This window comes from Pseudomonas parasichuanensis (assembly GCF_021601385.1).
Taxonomy (GTDB): Bacteria; Pseudomonadota; Gammaproteobacteria; order Pseudomonadales; family Pseudomonadaceae; genus Aquipseudomonas; species Aquipseudomonas parasichuanensis.
In genome coordinates this window covers 51,205-68,346 of sequence record NZ_BQHO01000022.1, presented here as the reverse complement: position 1 = coordinate 68,346, position 17,142 = coordinate 51,205, and the positions used below count along the sequence as shown (strand labels likewise).

Genomic DNA, 17,142 nt, shown 5'->3' with positions numbered 1-17,142 from the left:
CGGCCGGGGAGTGGCGGTTAAGTGTCGCTACACGCTCATCAGCCGCGCTTTGGAAGCTCGCCTGATCGCCTGCACATCGAACAATCGCCTCTCTCCCGTACGATCCGCGACCTGGAGCACGATCTGGGCGTTACCTTGTTTGCCCGCGGCGCCGGCATCGGAACACATCTCACACCCGCCGGTGTGGCACTGGCGGAAGCAGCCCCGCGCGTCTTTACCCTAATCGATCAGGCACGCAGTAGCACTTTGGCGGCCGCCGCCGGTTCGCTGGCGACATTACGCATTGCGCTGTCCGACGGCATCCTACCCAAGCGCCTAGCGGCGCTATTGGCCTGCTGTCGTGAAGAAGAACCCGACATCAACCTGCAGCTGTTCGAGGTGCCGCTCGCCGAACAGCTCAAAGGCCTGCAGCACAACCTGTTCGATGTCGGCTTTGCCTGCGCACCCGGCGAGCCCCATGGCCTGTCCAGCGAACCGCTGTGGCAGACCGAACTGGTGGTCGCCCTACCGCCCCGGCATCCCTTGCTGGCCTATAAGCGCGTGCCGCTTGCCGATTTGTCAGCCTGCCCACTGGTGCTGTTCCATCCCGAACTGCAACGCGGGCTGCATCAGCAGGTTTCGTCGCTGTTGGCCAGTGCAGAGGCTTCGCTCACCGTGGCAGCGCAGGCCAGCAGCCAGGAGATGCTGATTTCACTGGTGGCCGCTGGGTACGCGGTTGGGGTGAGCTGCGCAGCGCAGTTGAAGGCGCACAACATCGAGGACATCGTGCTACGCCCTCTCGCCGGCGAGGCTGTGTGTATCTCGACGCATCTTCTCTACGCCGCGTACGAACCCGACACGCCCTTGGCGCGCTTTGTCCAGCGAACGCTGCGGATAGCCGCTGCCTCACACTGAGCTGTTGCAGTCTTCAGACACGTTCGGTCTGCTGTGGACGGGCTTGGTATCGTCAATGAAACCGTTTGCGACAACTGCACGCAGGGCGTTGCAGACGTGGCCTTTGAACAGGGGCTGTGCCGCTTAGATTCTTTGCATCTGATTCAGACACGTTGCATCTGATCGTTGCACCGCTGCTACGCGGTGTATCGGCCAAACCGTTTTTGTCTTGCGGGCCGCTGGCTGGCGAGCGCTCGATAGGCGTTCGTCGCTGGGTTGCGGCGCCTTCTTGCCAAAAGACTACAGGGTTAGTTGTAGGGGATTTCTGCTTAACGCCTTGTGAGCACGGCGCGGTCATCAATCCGGTGAGTGCGTGTTCCGCATTACTTGCTGCGTGAGGGGTACAGCAAGCGCTGAATGCCGAGCACATCCTCAATCGACGTCAACGGACGTCCAGGAGCGTCAATGATGACCCAGCCCATCCAAGCATTGGTGCTCGACACCGAGCACCGCATCCTTCGCCGTCCCGACGTAGAGCGTAAAACCGGCTTCAAGCGGGCGCATATCTACGCGCTGATCGCCCAGGGCAAGTTCCCCAAGCCCATCAAGCTTGGCGTGCGTGCGGTCGGCTGGGATTCGCTGGAGGTCGAGCGCTGGCTGATCGACCGTATTTCGCCGCGCGATTGAGGGCCGCTGTCATGCATGTGACCGCGATCGTCTCGACCAAAGGCGGGGTGGGCAAGACTACGACCGCCGCCAATCTCGGTGGTTTGGCCGCCGATGCTGGGTTGCGGGTTCTGCTGCTGGACCTGGATGTGCAGCCTACCCTATCCAGCTACTACACCCTGCCCCATCGAGCGCCGGCTGGGCGCTATGAGCTATTGGCCTACAACGAATCCAGCCGCTCACAGCTGATCTGCCGCACCGCCATCGAGGGCTTGGATCTGGTGGTGTCGAATGACGCGCAAGGCCAGTTGAACACGCTGCTCCTGCATGCGCCGGATCGGCGCTTGCGCTTGCGTAATCTGCTGCAGTTGTTCCGCCCGCATTACGACCTGTTGTTGATCGACACCCAAGGCGCGCGCAGCGTCCTGCTGGAGATGGCGATTCTGGCGTCCGACCTGCTGGTGTCGCCGGTCACCCCGGAAATTCTCGGCGGTGGTAATCGCCTTACGCCGCTCAATCTTGCGCAAGACTTCCAGCACATGCTGACGAGACACCTCGACGATCGGCAGGTCACCCAGCCAGGGCAGGATGTCCTTGGTAAAGTGCCGCTCGATCTGCTCCAGCGTACTTTGCCGCCCCCGCTTGAGGCTCAACGCCCTGAAGGCGCACCAGCCGTCAAAGACGGCATGAAAGGAGTTTTCGGACTGAGAACAGGCAGCAATTGGCGCGGGGATCAATACCCTGTGCGACCAGTGCACGCGCCTGGTCCCGAGCCTCCCTGCCCTCCTTGAGGCTGACGGCCGGGTAGACCCCCATCGAGATGCGAGCCTGCTTGCCCAAACAGTAGAAACGGAAGTGCCACTGCTTGGCGCCCTTGGCACCGACGAACAGTGCAAGGCCAGCGGAGTCTTTGAGGGTGTAGTTCTTGCCGGTCGGCTTCGCCTGGCGGACGGCAGTGTCGGTCAATGGCATGTGTACATCTCCCGGTCTCGTAAAGTCGAGGAGATGTATATCGATGCCGTAGCCCCAGCTCAGCCATCAATCCGCTACGCCAACTACCCGGAATCGCTGTACTTAAAATTCGTGGCGGGTGGTGGATTCAGGCAGACCGTACTGGAACGAAAAAAGACGCCTAAGCGTCTATTTTCAAGGACTTACAGACTTCTATGGAACTCTGTAGATCGATAATTGGAGCGGGAAACGAGACTCGAACTCGCGACCCCGACCTTGGCAAGGTCGTGCTCTACCAACTGAGCTATTCCCGCGTCGTGATGGGGGCCATTCTAACGATTTGCCGAACGGCGTCAACCCCTTGATTCAAAAAAGTTTTATTTCTGCTCAGAACCTTCGCGCAGGTGCGGCCAGGCGGCGACCAGGTAGTGCACCATCGACCACAGGGTCAGGCCGGCGGCCACCAGCAGCAGGCCGTAGCCCAGCGCCACCCAGAAGGTCATGGCCGGTGGGTTGGCCAGCAGGATCACCAGCGCCAGCATCTGCGCGGCGGTTTTCCATTTGCCCAGGCTGGACACCGCCACATGCGCCCTCGCCCCCAGCTCGGCCATCCACTCGCGCAGCGCCGAAACCACGATCTCGCGGCCGATGATCACCGCTGCCGGCAGCGTGAGCCAGAAGTTGGCGTGTACCTGCACCAGCAGCACCAGCGCCACAGCGACCATCAGCTTGTCCGCCACCGGGTCGAGGAAGGCGCCGAACGGCGTGCTCTGCTGCAGGCGACGGGCCAGGTAGCCGTCCAACCAGTCGGTGGCGGCAGCAATGGCAAACACCGTGCTGGCGGCCATGTAGCTCCAGTGATAGGGCACATAGAACAGCAGGATGAAGATCGGAATGAGCAGGACGCGTAGAACGGTGAGCAGGTTTGGAATATTCATCGGTACGACTGGCTGCGAGTTGAGCCCGGCATTCTACTCGCTATGCAGGCTGGCATAAATCGACTCTGCAAGCTTTTTACTGATGCCCGGCGCCTTGGCGATCTCGTCGATACTGGCGCGGTTGAGCTCCTGCAGGCCGCCGAAATGTTTCAGCAGCTCGCGCCTGCGCTTGGGCCCTACCCCGGCCACGTCTTCCAGGCTGGAGGTGCGCCGCGCCTTGCCGCGCCGGGCGCGGTGGCCGGTGATGGCAAAACGGTGGGCTTCGTCGCGGATCTGCTGGATCAGGTGCAGCGCCGGGTTGTCGCCCTTGAGGGTGAACTCGTGGGCCACGTCGTTCAGGTACAGGGTTTCGAAACCGGCCTTGCGGGTGACGCCCTTGGCCACACCGAGCAGGGTGAGGTCGGCAAAACCCAGCTCCTGCATCACGTCGCGGGCCATGTTCAACTGGCCCTTGCCGCCGTCCACCAGCAGCACGTCGGGCAGCTTGCCCTCGCCATCCTTGATACGCCCGTAGCGGCGCATCAGGGCCTGGTGCATGGCAGCGTAGTCGTCGCCGGCCGTGACGCCTTCGATGTTGAAGCGGCGGTAGTCGGACTTGAGCGGGCCTTCGGGGCCGAACACCACGCACGAGGCCACGGTGGCCTCGCCGCTGGAATGGCTGATGTCGTAGCACTCCAGGCGCTGCGGCACTTCGTCCAGGTCCAGCACCTGAGCCAAGGCCTCGAAGCGTGCGGCCATGTGCTGGCGGTTGGCCAGGCGGGCATTGAGCGCCTGCTCGGCGTTGGTCACCGCCAACTGCTGCCAGCGCGCGCGGGTACCGCGCACCCGGTGGCTGATGCTTAGCTCGCGGCCACGCAGTGTCTGCAAGGCTTCACTGATTGCCGCGAAATCCTCGTGCACCACGTTGACGATCAGCTCGCCCGGCAACTCGCGCTCGGCATTGCCCAGGTAGTACTGGGACAGGAACGCAGCCATGACCTCCGCCACCTCCTCCTCGATGCCCACCTGGGGGAAGAAGTTCTTGCTGCCCAGCACCCGCCCGCCGCGCACGCTGATCAGGTGCACACAGGCGCCGCCGGGGTTGACGAAGGCCGCCACCACGTCCACGTCGCCAGAGCCACCTTCCATGTACTGCTGGTCCTGGACCCGACGCAACAGCGCGATCTGGTCACGCAGCTCGGCGGCCTTTTCGAAATTCAGGACCATGGCAGCCTTTTCCATCTCGGCGTTGAGCTCGTTGCCCAACTGCTGGCTGCGCCCTTCCAGGAACATCACCGAGTGCCGCACGTCCTCGGCGTACTCAGCCGGCTCCACCAGCCCCACACACGGCCCCTTGCAGCGCTTGATCTGGTACTGCAGGCACGGCCGGGTGCGGTTGGCGTAATAACTGTCCTCGCACTGGCGTACCGAGAAGGCCTTCTGCAACAGGCTCAGGCTTTCGCGGATCGCCCCGGCGCTGGGGTAAGGGCCAAAGTAGCGGCCCTTGGCTTTCTTGGCGCCACGGTGAATGCCAAGGCGTGGGAATTCACCGTCGGACAGGAACACATAGGGGTAGGACTTATCGTCGCGCAACAGGATGTTGTAGGGCGGCCGCCATTCCTTGATCAGCGTCTGCTCGAGCAGCAGCGCCTCGGTCTCATTGGCGGTGATGGTAGTCTCGACCTGGGCGATGCGCCCCACCAGTGCGGCGGTCTTGGGCGCCAGGCCAGTCTTGCGGAAATAGCTGGCCAAACGCTTCTTGAGGTTCTTGGCCTTGCCCACGTAGAGCAGCCGCGCCTCGGCGTCGAACATCTGGTAGACGCCCGGGCGACCACTGCAGGTCGCCAGGAACGCACTGGCATCAAAAGCTTGGGACATGGGTGTGTTTACAGACTTGCGTCGACCATACCGTGGCGGACGGCCAGCAAGGTCAATTCGACATCGCTGGTAACCGAGAGTTTTTCGAAGATCCGATAACGGTAAGTATTGACGGTCTTGGGGGACAGACACAACTTGTCGGAGATGATCTGCACCTTCTGGCAACCGACGATCATCAGGGCAATCTGGATTTCCCGCTCCGACAGCGTATCGAACGGCGAGCCCTGGGGCTGGAACGACTTGAGCGCCAGTTGCTGGGCAATCTGCGGGCTGATATAGCGCTGGCCGGCGAACGCCAGGCGGATGGCCTGGACCATTTCGTCGAGCCCGGCGCCTTTGGTCAGGTAGCCCGCGGCACCCGCCTGCATGAGGCGGGTGGGGAACGGGTCTTCCTCGCACACGGTTACCGCCACCACCTTGGTGTCCGGCTGGCTGCGCAACAGTTTGCGGGTTGCTTCAAGGCCGCCGATCCCTGGCATTTTCACGTCCATCAGAACCACGTCCGGCTTGAGCTCGCGGGCAAGCTTGAGGGCGGACTCACCCGAGTCCGCCTCCCCCACCACTTGCAGGCCATCGATGTCGGCCAGCATGCGCGTAATGCCGGTACGCACCAGATCGTGATCGTCGACCACCAGGACCCTAATCAAGCAGACACCTCATTAGTGGGGCGATTGGATCCCGCCACCTTAACAAAATTTTTCACAAGCAACCTAGCGCAAACCGTCCTGGAAAAACGCCTGGTATTCCGGGCGGCGCATTTGCACCCGCTCAACGCCACCCACCTCGCCCGCCAACCGGTGCAACAGGTGCCAGACGGCAGCCTGATCTGCCACGGGCAAACGCCGGAAAGCCCCCAACAGACGGTCTTCGTCAGCGGTCAGGCAGTCCAGCGGTGCGGGGGTGTGCACGCCGGTGAGCACATACAAGGCATCGACACCCTTGGCCGCCACGGCAGCGAGGTAGTCCATGCGCGGAGTGCGCTCGCCGCTTTCATATTTGCCCTGGGCATTGGGCTCGACGCCGCCAATGTCACCAAACACGCGCTGGGTCAGCCCCAGGCGTTCGCGCTCTTCTCTGAGTCGCGGGCCGAATCCGTTCATCCAGTTGCCTCCTGTGCATCATTCCAGAACAGGTGCGTCCCGCACCCGAGTGAATGCGTAGGCATTCGCCCGGCACTATGCCAATTGGATCCAATCATGGCAAGCCGCCAGTGCCGGCTATTTCGTGCACGCCCACTAAAAGCGCCTGTTGGCGCTGTTGCACGCACAATAAAAAGTTCAACAAAGGCATGAAACTACGCAAGAAGAAACAGTAGAAGGGAGCCCAGAAAACAGCATTGAACACACTAAAAACGCTAATATTGGCGCCATTTTATCGACACAAACAGTATGATCATTTTTTTGACGCCCAACTTATAACAAACTTTAATTTGTTGATTATTAACGGTTTTTTAACTTTCACGCAGAAGTTTTAGATTATTTAAAAACAACAAGTCATCAACGCTTGCCGAGCCAGTAAAAATATCTTTAGGATATTAATAGACCACCAAGAAACAACCAGCTTCGCCTCCTTTGAGCGCAGCGTATTTCTGCGCGTCTGCCACGTACGACAACTTAATGAACGGTGTATCTCGGCCGGCCTTGCGCCGTGCCTGGAGAGAGGGATCTATGAACATCAGCATCTTCGGATTGGGTTATGTGGGAGCAGTGTGCGCCGGGTGCCTTTCGGCCCGCGGGCACCATGTACTGGGCGTCGACATTGCCCAAACAAAGATCGACATGATCAACCAGGGCCGCTCGCCGATCGTCGAGCCAGGCCTGGAACAACTGCTGCTCGACGGCGTGCGCCACGGCCGCCTGCGGGGTACCACCGACGTGCAGGCGGCGATCCTTGCAACCGACCTGTCGCTGCTGTGCGTGGGCACCCCGAGCAAGGCCAACGGCGACCTGGACCTTACTTACATGGAAGCGGTCTGCCAGGAAATCGGCACCGCCCTGCGCGACAAGGGCAGCCGCCATACCGTGGTGGTACGCAGCACGGTGCTGCCCGGCACACTGAAGAACCTGGTCATCCCAACCCTGGAAAAAGCCTCGGGCAAACAGGCCGGGGTCGACTTCGGCGTGGCGGTGAACCCTGAGTTCCTGCGCGAGAGCACCGCCATCAAGGATTACGACTTCCCGGCCATGACCGTGATCGGCGAGCTCGACCGCCAGTCCGGCGACCTGCTCGAGTCGCTGTACCAGGGCCTCGACGCCCCGGTGATCCGCAAGTCGATCGAGGTCGCCGAGCTGATCAAGTACACCTGCAATGTCTGGCACGCGACCAAGGTCAGCTTCGCCAACGAGATCGGCAACATCGCCAAGGCCTCGGATGTCGATGGCCGCGAGGTGATGGATGTGGTCTGCCAGGACTACAAGCTCAACCTGTCGCGCTACTACCTGCGCCCAGGCTTCGCCTTCGGTGGTTCGTGCCTGCCCAAGGATGTGCGCGCCCTCACCTACCGCGCCGGCCAGCTGGATATCGAGCACCCGCTGCTGGCCTCGCTCATGGCCAGCAACCGCCAGCAGGTGGCGCGGGCCTTCGACCTGGTGACACGCCACGGCAAGCGCAGGATCGCCCTGCTCGGGCTGGCCTTCAAGGCCGGCAGCGACGACCTGCGCGAAAGCCCGCTGGTGACCCTGGCCGAACAGCTGATCGGCAAGGGCTACAGCCTGAGCATCTTCGACGCCAACGTCGACTATGCCCGCTGCTTCGGTGCCAACCGCCAGTACATCGAGCAGCAGATCCCGCATATCAGCACCCTGCTGCACAGCGACCTTGACCAGGTGATCGACGAGGCCGAGGTGATCGTGCTGGGCAACAACGACGAGCGCTTTGCCCGGGCCCTGGAAGCAGGCCACGGCAAGCAGGTGGTGGACCTGGTCGGGTTCATGGCCGGCACCAGCAATGCCCGGCACCAAGGCATTTGCTGGTAACCCCGTCAGCCCGCTGCCGCGCTTGCTTGGCGCCGGCGGCGGCCCCCCGTACACAGGAGCTACAGCGACATGGAACGACAGCAACAGCGGCCCTTCGCGGCCCCGGGGTACCTGCGCGCGGCCGCCAGCTTCTGCGCCTGGGCGCTGCTTGCCGGGCTGATCGCGCTGGCCTCGCAGATGGTCGCGCCGCAGTACCTTGACCCCAACCACCACCTGTTCATTTTCATCATCGGCACCCTGGGCATGTGGCGCTACGGCAACGCCATCCTCCACTACCTGCGCGGCATGTGGTTCCTGCACCTGGTGTTCCCGCGCCTGCGCCGCCAGGTCGAGCGCATGGGCGATGCCGCGCTGCCCTCGCACATGTTCATGGTGGTCACCAGCTTTCGCATCCCCACCCACACCACCTTCAAGGTGTACCAGTCGGTGTTCCAGGAGGTGCAACGGCTGAACGTGCCCTGCACGGTGATCGCCTCGATCGTCGAGAAAGGCGACGAGCAGTTCATCAAGGACATCATGCGCAACGAAGTGCAGGGCCGCGACGACATCGGCCTGGTGATCGTGCGCGCCCGCGGCACCGGCAAACGCGACGGCCTGGCCCATGCCTTCCGCGCGCTGTCCCGGCAGATGCCGCTGGAGGACGCGGTGGTCGGCGTGGTCGACGGCGACACCATGATGCTGCCCGGCTGCGTCGAGCGCGCGGTCAAGCTGTTCGCCCTGCTGCCCAATGTCGGCGGGCTGACCACCAACGAATTCTGCGAGGTCGAAGGCAGCCGCTGGATGCGCCTGTGGCACTCGATGCGCTTCGTCCAGCGGCACATCAACATGTGCTCGATGGCCCTGTCGCACCGGGTGCTGACCCTCACCGGGCGGCTGTCGTTCTTCCGCGCCAGCGTGATGACCGACCCCGCGTTCATCCGCGATGTCGAAGCGGACTTTCTCGAACACTGGCGCCTGGGCCGCTTCCAGTTCCTCACCGGCGATGACAAGTCGAGCTGGCTGAGCCTGATGCGCGCCGGCTGGGACACCTTCTACGTGCCCGACAGCCACACACTGACCGTCGAGCACCCGCCCAGCGACAGCTTCTGGGTCGCCACCCGCCAGCTGATGTTCCGCTGGTACGGCAACTCGCTGCGGCAGAACTTCCGCGCCACCGCCCTGCTCGGCCGCGCGCGCCTGGGGCTGTTCACCCTGTACGTGCTGCTCGACCAGCGCGTGTCGATGTGGACTTGCCTGATGGGCCTGACCGCCTCGCTGGTGGCCGGCCTGGTGTTCGGCATCCAGTACCTGCTGGTGTACCTGTTCTGGGTGCTGCTCTCGCGCAGCCTGGTGACGGTGCTGTTCGTTTTCGCCGGGCACCCGGTCAGCCCGATGTACCCCTTCGTTCTCTATTACAACCAGATCGTCGGCTCGCTGATGAAGGTCTACGCGATGTTCCACATGGACCAGCAAAGCTGGACGCGGCAGAAGACCACCCTGGCCACCGGCAGCGTCGGCTTCGACGCCCGCCTCAACCGCTGGTCCTCGAAGGCGATGCTGTGCTCCTCCATCGCCATTTTCTTCGGGGTCATCACCATTCTGCTTGAACTCACGCAACGTTAAGGAAAGGCGCCTGCACATGAGTAGCTCGAATACCCCCACGGCCCCGGCCAACATCGTCCACGAAGCGATCGACGAACGTCAGTACGTGCGCACCCGCATGAACGCCCGGGTGCGTCTGGCCGGCAGCGGCCGCGAGCCGTTCGAGGCACAACTTGCCGACATCTCGCTGGGCGGCATCGGCCTGCTGCACGAGGCGCCGCTGAGCATCGGCGCGCTGTACGACGCGTCGATCCAGTTGCGCCTGAACCAGGTCGACCTGTCGATCGACGGCAAGGTGCGCATCGTCTCCCAGCGCGGCAAGGAGGTGGGTGCCCAGTTCGTCGACCTCGACGCACAGAAGCGTGACATCCTGCGCTACCTGATCAGCGCCTACCTGTCGGGGGAAATCGCCGACATCAACGGCTTGTTCAACGTGATGCAGCGCGAGAACTACATCAAGGAGCGCAAGCACAAGCAGGCCAGCGCGCGCACGGCGGGCGACCGCCTCAAGGCGCTGGCCGGCACCGCGCTGTTCACCGCCGCCGGCATCGCCGCGCTGGGCTTCGTCGCCTACAAGGGTTACCTGCTGTTCTTCCGCGTGCCGGCGGTGCAGGCCACGGTGGCCAGCAACGCCCAGCTGATCAGCATGCCGGACAACGGCTACGTCAAATACCTGCTGCCCACCGGCACCACCGAGGTGCAGGCCGGCCAGCCGCTGGCGAGCATCTCCACCCAGCTGGCCACCAGCTTCACCAGCCCGGCCGACATGAAAGCCCTGGCCGATCTCGCCCCGGGCGATCTGCAGGCGCTGCTTGGCCGCGCCACCATCGAGACGGTGATCAACAGCCCCTGCGACTGCCTGGTCTGGTACCCGACGCAACCGCTCGACGGTTATGGCTACAAGGCCGCGCCGATGATGCACCTGCTGCCCAAGGACCAGGGCCTGTTCGTGCGCGCCAACGTGCCGTTCGACAAGCTCGCCGATGTCAGCCGCGTGCGCTCGGTGGACATGCAGGTGTTCGGCCTCGACCAGCACTTCAGCGGCAAGGTGGTGGACGCCCGCTCCGACGAAGTGAACCGCAACCTGGCACTGACCATCCTGCCGGACAGCCCGCTGCCGGCCGCGGCCTACCAGAAGGCGGTGGCGGTGGACCTGTACCTCGGCCTGCCGTTCGGCAGCGCCAACTGAGGGCCGGCCATGAACGCCAAGAACGCCCCGCGCCTGCTGCTGGCAGGCCTCGGCCTCGCCTGGCTGGGCGCCGCCAGCGCCGGGCAGAGCCTGGAGCAGGTGCGCTACGCGCTGTACAAGGACCCGAGCGCCGACGTCACCGCCGACCTGCGCGCGCTCGCCGCACGCGGCGACCTTGCCTCCAAGCAACTGCTCGGTGACGTGCTGGCCGGCAACGACGCAGGCAACCGCCAGGAGATCATCCGCCTGTACCAGGAGGCCTTCGCCGATGGCCAGGGCCAGGTGCCGGCGCTGGCCTCGCTGGCACGCCTGCTCGACCGCACGCCGAACCTGCAACGCAGCCAGCAGGACTGGATGCGCCAGGCCCTCACCCGCTACCCCAACGACCTCGACCCGCGCAGCACCAGCACCAGCCTGGAAGTGTTCCTGGTGTACCCGCAGCTGTTCCCCGGCGAGCGTGCCGCGCAGCTGCTGGGGCTGTACGAACAGAGCTGCCTGCTCAACTGCCGGCCCGAGCTGTACCGCGCCGTGGTGGCCGAGCGCCAGGGCGACCTGGCCGCAGCCGAGCGCTGGTACCAGCAGGCGGCGCGCATCGACCCGCGCGCCATCGACCGCTACTACCGCTTCCTCGGCGAACGCCAGGACCCGGCCTTCCTCGCCTTCGCCCGTAGCCTGGAGCCACAGATGGCCAGCCTGCCGGTGGAGGTGGTGCAACGCATCGGCGCGCTGCTGGACAACATCCACGGCGTGCAGCGCGCCGAGCTGGACGCCGAGCGCGAGCAACGCCTGGGCACGGCCATGGGGCCCAAGGTGGAACCCACGCCCGAACAGCAGGCCCGTGACAAGGCCAACGACCAGGTACGCGCCGCCGGCATCGCCGAAGTGCAGCGCTGGATGGACAACGCCGTTGCTCGTGGCTACCTGCCGGCGCTGATCTCCAAGGCCAACTTCATGATCTCCAACCCCACCGAGCACAACGCCGAAGAAGTGCAGGCGCTGATCGGCCAGGTGCGCGCCAAGGACCCGACCCGGGCCAAGGCGCTGGATGCCGCGCTGTACATGGTCAACAACTGGCTGACCCTCGACCCGCAAAAGGCCCAGGTGCTGATCGACGAACTGATCGCCGTCAACTACCGCGACGCCCGCCTGCTGCAGGGCGACCTGTACAGCAAGGGCGGCCTCGACCAGCCCGACCAGGAGCGCGCCCTCGCCGTCTGGCATGCCCAGGCCGAGCAGGGTTCGACCGCCGCCTGGTACCGCATGGCTACCGTCTATTCGCGCGGCCGGGCCATCTGCCACGACCCGGTCAAGGCCTACACCTATGCGCGCATCGCCCTGGACCTGGGCGAAACCCGTGCCCGCGGCCTGCTGCGCCGGCTGGACAAGACCCTGCCCAAGGATGAAATCGAACGCGCCCTGGCCGCGCGCAACGACCTGTTGAAGGAGGCAACCCTGTGAAAGCCCATCACCCCCTGCTCGGCGCCCTGCTGGCCCTGGCACCGCTGCCGGCGGCCCTGGCGCTGGAAGAGATCACCGGCCCCGAGGCCGACAGCAACGCGTCGGTGCGCGTGGCCAGCGCCGATGGCAGCGAACCGGTGATCACCTCGGAAGTGTTCAACAAGCTCACCGTGCAGACCGGCTACGGCCCGGAGGACTCGCAGGTCGGCCGTGACCGCGAGACGTTCTACAGCCTGCGCTACGAGCCGTCGTTCGCCTGGTACTCGCCGGAAAAACGCTGGGCCAAGTGGATGGTCTATGGCCGCGTGTGGCTGAACTACGACTCCAGCCAGTCGAGCAACATCGCCAACGAATCGAGCAACGACAACGAACGCGAGCAGCCCGAAGGCTGGTACGCCGAACTGCGCGAGCTGTACGTCAAGCGCGACCTGATCGGCGATGACCCGCGCCTGTCCATGTCGTTCGGCCGTCAGCGCTTCTATGACGACTACGGCCTGTGGTGGGACGACAGCCTGGAGTCGCTGCGCTTCAACTACCAGGACAGCTTCACCGATGTCTTCATCGCGGTGGGGCAGAAGTTCCACAACTACAACACCGACGTCAATTCGCTGGCCGCCAGTGAAGAGCGCACGCTGTACCTGATGGGCCAGTACGCCTACCGCTGGAGCACCCACAACCAGGCCGGCGTGCGCCTGATGCAGGAGAACGACCGCAGCGGCCACGACCGTGACGACCGCTACGACTTCAAGGGCTGGCGCTACGGCCTGTTTTTCAAGGGCGACAAGTTGCCCTGGTCGACCGACTACCACCTGGAGCTGGCGGCACTCGAGGGCAGCATGGACAACACCGACAGCAACGGCCAGACCACCACCGGGCACGCCAGCCGTGGGTGGGCCGCACTGGGTGAAGTGGGCAAGCGTTTCGACGACCTGCCGTGGACCCCGCGGGTGGCCTTGCGTGGTGGCCTGACCGACAAACCCAGCGATGAAAACGACGGTTTTCGCCTGAACCCGATCCAGTCCGACCGCATCACCCGCCAGGGTTCCTACAGCACCCGCCTGACCAGTTCGTTCGTCGCCCTCGACCTGCGCAACCTCAGCTACTACGGCATCGCCCTGGAAACCCGCCCCACCCCGCGCAGCGCCCTCGACCTGCGCGTGACCCAGCTCAACCTGCGCAACGAAAACGGCGAGCTGCCGATCCGCATGGCCGCCGACGCCCGCGCGCAACGCCGGCAACTGCAAGGCGCCGACCTGTACGGCAAGGGTGACAACGTCGGGCAGATGGTCGACCTCAACTACTACTGGAAGATGTTCCCCGTGGCCCTCGACGGCAAGCACCTGGACGTCAACACCCTGGTCAGCGCCAGCTACCTCAACGCCGGCAGCGCACTGAAGACCGGTGACGACTACCAGCTGAGCGTCGGCGTGGTGATCAGCTACTAACCCGAGGGCCAGGCCATGATCTTCGCTTCCAACGTGTTCCTGTTCCTGTACCTGCCACTGTTCCTGGCCATCTACTACCTGGCCCGGCCGCAGTGGCGCTCGCTGGTGATCGTCGCCGCCAGCTACATCTTCTACGCCTGGTGGCGCCCGGACTTCTTGCTGCTGTTCGTCGCCATCACCTACTGGAACTACTGGTTCGGGCTGCGTATCAAGGCGCGCCTGGATGCCGGCGACAAGCGCCTGGCCCTGCGCCTGCTGTGGCTGGGCGTGGCCGGCAACCTGGCCACCCTGGGCTACTTCAAGTACGCCAATTTCGGCGCCGAGGTGCTGGCCCTGCTGCTGGCGCCGCTGGGCATCAACACCTGGACCCTGGAGAACATCTTCCTGCCGCTGGGCATCTCGTTCTACGTGTTCCATGCCCTGAGCTACATCGTCGACATCTACCGCAAGGACGCCACCCCCACGCGCAACTTCATCGACTTCGCCGCCTTCGTCGCGCTGTTCCCGCACCTGGTGGCCGGGCCGATCCTGCGCTACAGCCAGCTGGCGCCGCAGCTGCGCCAGCGCACCCACTCGCTGGAGCTGTTCTCGCTGGGCGTGTGCCGCTTCATGCTCGGCTTCATCATGAAAGTGCTGATCGCCGATCGCCTGGCGCCGATCAATGTGCTGTTCGTCGGCGAAGGCACGCTGCAGTTCGCCGATGCCTGGTTCGGCCTGGTGGTGTCGACCCTGCAGCTGTACTTCGACTTCGCCGGCTACAGCCACATGGCCCTGGGCCTGGCGCTGATGATGGGCTTCCGTTTCCCGGAAAACTTCAACCAGCCCTATGTGTCGCAGAGCATCACCGAGTTCTGGTCGCGCTGGCACATGACCCTGGCGCATTTTCTGCGCGACTACGTGTACCTGCCGCTGGTGCGCAAGCGCGTGGCCGGCGCCCTGCCGGCGCTGGTCTGGACCATGCTGCTGTCGGGCCTGTGGCATGGCGCGAGCTTTGCCTTCATCTGCTGGGGGCTGTTCTTCGGCATCGGCATGGTGCTGGAGCGCAAGTACAACCTGGCGACCAAGGTCAGCACGCCCTACCACCTGGGGCGCAACCTGCGCACCGCGGTGCTGATCGTGCTGAGCATGCCACTGTTCTTCACCATGGACCTGCGCCACAGCCTAGCCATCTACCAGGCCCTGCTGGGCTTCAACGGCTTCGGCTCGCTGGAGCTGTACGTGCTCGGCGCCTCGCAGATGGCCATGGCCTTTGCCCTGGTGGCGTTCGCCTGGCTGATCCTGGCCGGGATCAACAACGTGCGCTTCTACGCCGGCAACAAGGACGGCTACTTCATGCGCCACGTCGGGGTGTTGCACAGCCTGCTGCTGTGGGCCGGTTTTTTGCTGGCGCTGAGCAGCCTGGCCGCCAACTCGTTCTCGCCCTTTTTGTATTTCCAGTTCTAGGAGCCCGCCATGTATCCGGTGATGAATTCGGCGAGCAAGGCCAATGGCATTGTCTTCGCCCTGGTGCTGGCAGCGATGTTCGTCTACTCGCTACCGCCGGTGCTGAGTTTTGCCCGCACCCAGACCGACAGCTGGAACCTGTTCGTCGACGGCAAGCTGCTGCGCAAGTTCGAGCGGAGCTACGACAAGCGCTTCTTCCTGCGCGACCCGTCGGTGCAGCTGTGGGCCGATGCCCAGTTCCAGCTGTTCGGCGAAGGCACCAAGGGCGTGGTGCTGGGCAACGACGGCTGGCTGTACAGCAACCAGGAATACCGCGTGCCCAATGACCTCGACACCCACCTGGCGAGCCAGTTGGCGCTAATCAGCAAGGTCGAGCAGCAACTGGCCGAGCACGGCAAGCACCTGGTGTTGCTGCCGCTGCCGATGAAGCTGGACATCTATGCCGAGCACGCCGAACGCGCTTTCGACCCACGGGTGACCGGCCTCTACGACCGCTTTGTCGGCGACCTGCAGGCGCGCCAGCTGGACGTGGTGCCCCTGCGCGCGGCGTACCTGCGCAACCTCGCCGGGCCCGGCCTGTTCCTCAAGTCCGACACCCACTGGAGCCCGGACGGCGCCCGGCTCTCGGCCTACGAACTGGCGCGCCAGCGCCCGCAGCTACTGGGCGACCAGGTGTATGTCTCGCACCAGACCGCCGAAAAAAGCATCAAGGGCGACCTGATGAACTACCTGCAGTTCGACCATGCGCGCCTGGCCCCGCAGTTCGGCGCCAGCACCATCGCGCTGTACGAAACCCTCAAGGCCGCCCAGAGCAGCGACGACCTGTTCGCCGAGCAGGACCAGGGCCTGCTGCTGGTGGGCACCAGCTACAGCAAGATCGACGACTGGAACTTCGTCGGCTTCCTCAAGGAGGCGCTCAACCGTGACCTGCTGTCCATCGCCGTGGAGGCCCGCGGGCCGTTCGAGGCGATGAACCAGTTTTTGGCCAGTGACCAACTGAACAACCCGCAGATCGACACCGTGGTTTGGGAATTCCCCCTGCGTACCCTGCTTGCCCACCGCCCCGGCGCGCTCAGCCGCAGCGCCCAGCCCACGCATTTCTGACGTTTCAAGGAGAACCTGATGAAGCTTTCGCCGCTGTTTACCGCCCTTGCCCTGGCCGTTGCCAGCCATGCCACTTTCGCCGCCGAAGGCAATGCCGACCTGTACGACGCCGTGGCCCCGGCCGACTCTGCGTTCGTGCGCGTGCTCAACCTGTCCGCCAGCAGTGTCGACGTGACCCTGAGCGGCAAGGTCAACCCGCAGAAAGTCGCCCCGGGCCAGCTCAGCGGTTACCGCTTCGTGCCCGCCGGCGCCCACCGGATCGGCATCGGCGCCAAGGCCATCGAACCGACCCTGGTGGCCAATGCCGCCAGCACCGTGGTGTATGACGGTCAGCAACTGAAGCTGATCGCCGACCAGTACGTCAACGAACCCAAGAAAGCCCAGGTGGCGTTCTACAACCTCACCCCGGCGCAGGCCATGCTGCGCACCGCCGACGGCAAGCACGAGGTGGTCAAGCCGCTGGGCAACGGCCAGACCGGCACGCGCATGGTCAACGAGATCAAGATCGACTTCGCCGCCTACGTGGCCGACAAGCAGGTGGCCAGCTTCGACGAGCTGTTCCTCAAGAAAGGCCGCTCGTACAGCTATGTGCTGCTGCCGGGCAACCGCAGCCTGAGCCTGGCCAACAGCATCGACCCCACCGAGTGACGCAGCGCCACACG

At 64.1% G+C, this 17,142-nt stretch carries 15 protein-coding genes, 1 tRNA gene and 2 pseudogenes; 11 read left to right on the top strand and 7 right to left on the bottom strand.

Going from position 1 to position 17,142, the window contains the following annotated elements; translation table 11 throughout:
* Nucleotides 1-21: 21 nt before the first annotated feature.
* From L6D77_RS17730 to L6D77_RS17720, 3 genes and pseudogenes are all read left to right on the top strand, one after another.
* A complete protein-coding gene (locus L6D77_RS17730) occupies nt 22-894 on the top strand; it encodes a LysR family transcriptional regulator (RefSeq protein ID WP_232884784.1) in 873 nt (290 codons plus the stop codon).
* A 447-nt stretch (nt 895-1,341) separates the two neighbouring features.
* The gene (locus L6D77_RS17725; protein WP_232884785.1) at nt 1,342-1,560 is read left to right on the top strand and encodes an AlpA family transcriptional regulator; all 219 of its coding nucleotides are present in this window, start codon (nt 1,342-1,344) and stop codon (nt 1,558-1,560) included.
* Nucleotides 1,561-1,571: 11 nt separating this feature from the next.
* Nucleotides 1,572-2,027: pseudogene (locus L6D77_RS17720) on the top strand (ParA family protein); the annotation flags it as partial.
* 45 nt (nt 2,028-2,072) lie between these two features.
* Here L6D77_RS17720 and L6D77_RS27520 read toward each other — a convergent pair.
* The 7 genes and pseudogenes from L6D77_RS27520 to L6D77_RS17690 form a co-directional block, all read right to left on the bottom strand.
* A pseudogene (locus L6D77_RS27520) lies at nt 2,073-2,297 on the bottom strand (integrase); the annotation flags it as partial.
* Nucleotides 2,215-2,511 carry an Arm DNA-binding domain-containing protein gene (locus L6D77_RS17715; protein WP_373870596.1) on the bottom strand — a complete coding sequence of 99 codons (297 nt, stop codon included), beginning with the start codon at nt 2,509-2,511 and terminating at the stop codon, nt 2,215-2,217. The pseudogene L6D77_RS27520 and the gene L6D77_RS17715, both read right to left, overlap by 83 nt.
* 217 nt (nt 2,512-2,728) lie before the next feature.
* A tRNA-Gly gene (locus L6D77_RS17710) sits at nt 2,729-2,804 on the bottom strand.
* A gap of 63 nt (nt 2,805-2,867) precedes the next feature.
* Nucleotides 2,868-3,428, bottom strand: coding sequence for a CDP-diacylglycerol--glycerol-3-phosphate 3-phosphatidyltransferase (gene pgsA, locus L6D77_RS17705; RefSeq protein WP_125464769.1), 561 nt, complete (start codon nt 3,426-3,428; stop codon nt 2,868-2,870).
* Nucleotides 3,429-3,461: 33 nt separating this feature from the next.
* Entirely contained in the window at nt 3,462-5,285 is a 1,824-nt protein-coding gene (uvrC, locus tag L6D77_RS17700) for an excinuclease ABC subunit UvrC (protein WP_232884846.1), read from the bottom strand.
* A gap of 8 nt (nt 5,286-5,293) precedes the next feature.
* A complete protein-coding gene (gacA, locus tag L6D77_RS17695; protein ID WP_110993916.1) occupies nt 5,294-5,932 on the bottom strand; it encodes a response regulator transcription factor GacA in 639 nt (212 codons plus the stop codon).
* Between the two features lie 63 nt (nt 5,933-5,995).
* Nucleotides 5,996-6,385 (bottom strand): helix-turn-helix domain-containing protein, encoded by a 390-nt coding sequence (locus tag L6D77_RS17690; RefSeq protein ID WP_232884845.1) that lies wholly within the window; start codon nt 6,383-6,385, stop codon nt 5,996-5,998.
* 567 nt (nt 6,386-6,952) lie between these two features.
* Between L6D77_RS17690 and L6D77_RS17685 the strand changes: the two genes are divergently transcribed.
* The 8 genes from L6D77_RS17685 to L6D77_RS17650 all read left to right on the top strand — a co-directional run bounded on the left by L6D77_RS17685 (nt 6,953) and on the right by L6D77_RS17650 (nt 17,128).
* The gene (locus L6D77_RS17685) at nt 6,953-8,260 is read left to right on the top strand and encodes a nucleotide sugar dehydrogenase (RefSeq protein WP_232884844.1); all 1,308 of its coding nucleotides are present in this window, start codon (nt 6,953-6,955) and stop codon (nt 8,258-8,260) included.
* A gap of 69 nt (nt 8,261-8,329) precedes the next feature.
* Entirely contained in the window at nt 8,330-9,862 is a 1,533-nt protein-coding gene (locus L6D77_RS17680; protein WP_232884843.1) for a glycosyltransferase, read from the top strand.
* 16 nt (nt 9,863-9,878) lie between these two features.
* Nucleotides 9,879-11,030 carry a PilZ domain-containing protein gene (locus L6D77_RS17675; protein WP_232884842.1) on the top strand — a complete coding sequence of 384 codons (1,152 nt, stop codon included), beginning with the start codon at nt 9,879-9,881 and terminating at the stop codon, nt 11,028-11,030.
* A 9-nt stretch (nt 11,031-11,039) separates the two neighbouring features.
* Nucleotides 11,040-12,488, top strand: coding sequence for an SEL1-like repeat protein (locus tag L6D77_RS17670; protein WP_232884841.1), 1,449 nt, complete (start codon nt 11,040-11,042; stop codon nt 12,486-12,488).
* Nucleotides 12,485-13,933: an alginate export family protein gene (locus L6D77_RS17665; protein ID WP_232884840.1), complete on the top strand. Its 1,449-nt coding sequence runs from the start codon at nt 12,485-12,487 to the stop codon at nt 13,931-13,933. The genes L6D77_RS17670 and L6D77_RS17665 overlap by 4 nt, the downstream gene beginning before the upstream one ends.
* A 15-nt stretch (nt 13,934-13,948) precedes the next feature.
* Nucleotides 13,949-15,376 (top strand): MBOAT family O-acyltransferase, encoded by a 1,428-nt coding sequence (locus L6D77_RS17660; protein ID WP_232884839.1) that lies wholly within the window; start codon nt 13,949-13,951, stop codon nt 15,374-15,376.
* Nucleotides 15,377-15,385: 9 nt separating this feature from the next.
* Nucleotides 15,386-16,480: an alginate O-acetyltransferase gene (locus L6D77_RS17655; RefSeq protein WP_232884838.1), complete on the top strand. Its 1,095-nt coding sequence runs from the start codon at nt 15,386-15,388 to the stop codon at nt 16,478-16,480.
* A gap of 18 nt (nt 16,481-16,498) precedes the next feature.
* Nucleotides 16,499-17,128 carry an alginate O-acetyltransferase AlgF gene (locus L6D77_RS17650; protein ID WP_232884837.1) on the top strand — a complete coding sequence of 210 codons (630 nt, stop codon included), beginning with the start codon at nt 16,499-16,501 and terminating at the stop codon, nt 17,126-17,128.
* The last annotated feature ends 14 nt before the right edge of the window (nt 17,129-17,142 follow it).

What these genes read in the sequence shown, in the direction of transcription:
- L6D77_RS17725 (WP_232884785.1), top strand. Translation starts at nt 1,342, where the DNA reads ATGACCCAGCCCATCCAAGCATTGGTGCTCGACACCGAGCACCGCATC.
- L6D77_RS17715 (WP_373870596.1), bottom strand. Translation starts at nt 2,511, where the DNA reads ATGCCATTGACCGACACTGCCGTCCGCCAGGCGAAGCCGACCGGCAAG.
- pgsA (WP_125464769.1), bottom strand. Translation starts at nt 3,428, where the DNA reads ATGAATATTCCAAACCTGCTCACCGTTCTACGCGTCCTGCTCATTCCG.
- uvrC (WP_232884846.1), bottom strand. Translation starts at nt 5,285, where the DNA reads ATGTCCCAAGCTTTTGATGCCAGTGCGTTCCTGGCGACCTGCAGTGGT.
- L6D77_RS17690 (WP_232884845.1), bottom strand. Translation starts at nt 6,385, where the DNA reads ATGAACGGATTCGGCCCGCGACTCAGAGAAGAGCGCGAACGCCTGGGG.
- L6D77_RS17685 (WP_232884844.1), top strand. Translation starts at nt 6,953, where the DNA reads ATGAACATCAGCATCTTCGGATTGGGTTATGTGGGAGCAGTGTGCGCC.
- L6D77_RS17680 (WP_232884843.1), top strand. Translation starts at nt 8,330, where the DNA reads ATGGAACGACAGCAACAGCGGCCCTTCGCGGCCCCGGGGTACCTGCGC.
- L6D77_RS17675 (WP_232884842.1), top strand. Translation starts at nt 9,879, where the DNA reads ATGAGTAGCTCGAATACCCCCACGGCCCCGGCCAACATCGTCCACGAA.
- L6D77_RS17670 (WP_232884841.1), top strand. Translation starts at nt 11,040, where the DNA reads ATGAACGCCAAGAACGCCCCGCGCCTGCTGCTGGCAGGCCTCGGCCTC.
- L6D77_RS17660 (WP_232884839.1), top strand. Translation starts at nt 13,949, where the DNA reads ATGATCTTCGCTTCCAACGTGTTCCTGTTCCTGTACCTGCCACTGTTC.
- L6D77_RS17655 (WP_232884838.1), top strand. Translation starts at nt 15,386, where the DNA reads ATGTATCCGGTGATGAATTCGGCGAGCAAGGCCAATGGCATTGTCTTC.
- L6D77_RS17650 (WP_232884837.1), top strand. Translation starts at nt 16,499, where the DNA reads ATGAAGCTTTCGCCGCTGTTTACCGCCCTTGCCCTGGCCGTTGCCAGC.